This is a genomic window from Dokdonella sp. (genome assembly GCF_049593775.1).
GTDB lineage: Bacteria > Pseudomonadota > Gammaproteobacteria > Xanthomonadales > Rhodanobacteraceae > Dokdonella.
Window position 1 is genome coordinate 1 of sequence record NZ_JBAWHJ010000353.1, and the last position, 2,375, is coordinate 2,375.

Annotated in this window: 3 protein-coding genes; 1 reads left to right on the top strand and 2 read right to left on the bottom strand. The window is 59.1% G+C overall.

The window, feature by feature from the left end; translation table 11 throughout:
• The coding region (locus tag WBP53_RS12255) for a hypothetical protein (RefSeq protein ID WP_423929319.1) at positions 1-336 on the top strand (336 nt) is incomplete at its 5' end.
• 84 nt (positions 337-420) lie between these two features.
• Here WBP53_RS12255 and WBP53_RS12260 read toward each other — a convergent pair.
• Positions 421-1,365 carry a nuclear transport factor 2 family protein gene (locus tag WBP53_RS12260; RefSeq protein ID WP_423929321.1) on the bottom strand — a complete coding sequence of 315 codons (945 nt, stop codon included), beginning with the start codon at positions 1,363-1,365 and terminating at the stop codon, positions 421-423.
• 82 nt (positions 1,366-1,447) lie between these two features.
• Positions 1,448-2,176, bottom strand: coding sequence for a PaaI family thioesterase (locus WBP53_RS12265; protein WP_423929323.1), 729 nt, complete (start codon positions 2,174-2,176; stop codon positions 1,448-1,450).
• Positions 2,177-2,375 lie beyond the last annotated feature (199 nt).

Genomic DNA, 2,375 nt, shown 5'->3' on the forward strand with positions numbered 1-2,375 from the left:
GGCTCTGGCTTCCAGTTCATATCCAGTGCCGAAGCCAGGATCGGGCGTCCACTTACACCAGTGAGCTACGCCGGCGTGGCTAGAAGAACGACGCGTCGAACCATCGCGTATACGGGCGCTGCTACTGCGGCTGTAGTGGGAACGGCTGCAGTGGTTGGAACCGCTGCTGCGGTCGGCTCTGCCGCCTACGCGCCACCGCCTGCAGCTGGGCCAAGTCTCGTCGCCTCGCTTCCGCCTGGCTGCCCTGCGGACGGGGCCAATTTTGTATGCGGCGGGTATTCCTATCACCCGATGCTGCAAGGCTCGACCGTCGTCTACTCGGTCCAGCCTTACTAGGCCAACGTTGGACCAGTGATGTTTGCCCCGTGTGCGATTCGCTGCTCAGCGAATGAATCGCACACGGAGCGAACCTGCAATTGATTACGGAACTTCGGATTCGACATCGTTCAGCGGGCCCAGTGGACTGGGGTCGCAGTCGCTATCGGCCGAGTAGACGCCACCCGCTATTTTCCAGTGGCCATCGATCTTGACCAGGTCGAACGCATCGATGCCGCAGTGGCTGAATGTCCCATCCTTCCAGAAATCATAGGCCGTCCACAGCGTTGCAACGGAGCCATGGATGCGTACTTCCGGGTTCCACATGCGCTCGCGAAAGCGCGGTGTCTCCCCAGGCAACTCATCGAGATATGACCGGTTGGTGAAGGTCCTGATTACGGTCTTGCCATCCAGTTCCCGAACGGAATGAAACGTGCCTTCGGGTATCAGCAGTGGCTCTGCGCCCACGGCATCCTTGCTGGCCATGGTGTCGAAGAAAGCCTGGACGACAGCGACAATGGACTCTTGCTCCGCATCGAGCGCGGGCGAAGATTCCGCCGTGTTCGCCGTCAACTGGCGTTGGTAGTCGTCAAGATCCATATGGCCTTTCGATTCGAGGATCAAGCCAGCCGGACTCATCGTCCACTCCTCATAACCGCTGATGTTCATGCGGTTGCCGCTTCCGCCAGGTCCCGTATTGGTGCCACGTAGTGTCCACCGGTAGATGAACTGATTTCCTTCGGCGCTGAGCCCGTCCATGCTCAGGACCATATCCGGAATTTCCCTCATGAAAGTTGCTGCGGTGGCAGTCAGTGCAGCGCGCCCCATCGAAGGCGGATCCTGATTGATCTGAAGTGATCCGTTCTCGGCGAAATGGGACGCGACCCGCGCCGGATCCTGGCTACTCCAGGCATCTGTATAACTCCGGCCGAATGCCTGCATTTTCGCTTCGTCAATCTGGCCGCTCTCCGACTTGCACGCAGTGACGGCCATTGGCACGAGAACAGCTATTGCGCAGATGCGCAGGAAGAATGCAGCTGGAAGATTCATGGTCAGGACATTCCCCTTGCTTCGTGCTTCAAGAATCAGTTCAATACGAGTGCGCCTTTAGGGCAACGCTGTTCAAGTTGCCTTAGTGCCAGTGTGCGCGGGGCACTTCGATCCATACGGCCCTTGCCTTGGCAACCACCTCGCCTGCGGCGTTGTAGATGGCCGAACCGGCGAAATGCTTTCGCCCTTCCACGCCAAGTTTCCAGCCGGCAGCAACCAGATGCTCGCCGTGCCTGGCGGTGCCGATGATCGACGCGGTCAGCTCCCCAAGCACGATGGCAATTTCACTCGCCACTGGAAGGATGGCGAAGGCTCCGGTGCAGTCCAGCGCAGACCAGAGGAATTCGGGCTGGATGAATCCGTCTTCATCCGCCAGCGATGGATCGGGGGTCCACGGTGCTGCAACGATGCTGGATTCACCGGTCGCCCCGGGGAAGATGCGCAACCCGTCGGCGGGTTCGCGCTCGGGGCCGCAGACAAAACAGCCGGGAAACGGATGGTCGTGAAAGCCGACAAACGAATGGCTGCTGGATTCGGCCTGCTCAAATGTCGGACTTGCCGGAACCTGCAAATCCAGTTGCGCGCTGTTGCCTTCTCCAATCAGCTTGTCGTCATGGAACAGGCGTGCAACCTCGCCTGAAGTTTCGAGTCGAAGCTCGATGTCCAATGGTGGTGGTGCCTTGAGCCGCACGCACGTCGTGCCATCAAGATGGCTGGCGATCCGGCCGCAGACATAGCCCCCGTTGCCAGATCTTGGCGGTCCGCGAAACCGTTGTGAAATGCAGAGTCGCTCCACGTGCATGCTTGTCACCACCCATTCGACGATTGGCGGGTGATTGAACCGCAGCGCTTGCAGGAAGGCAAACAGGCGGATGCTCTGGCAAGTTCGCGTTGTTGATGTTGACCCTGCAGGCAACGACGCATCAATGGACCAGAGCGAATCTAGTGAACGGTGCTGGCGTAGATTTGATAGTTCGCGACAATGACGTAACTTGTGATCAGGCCGGGAT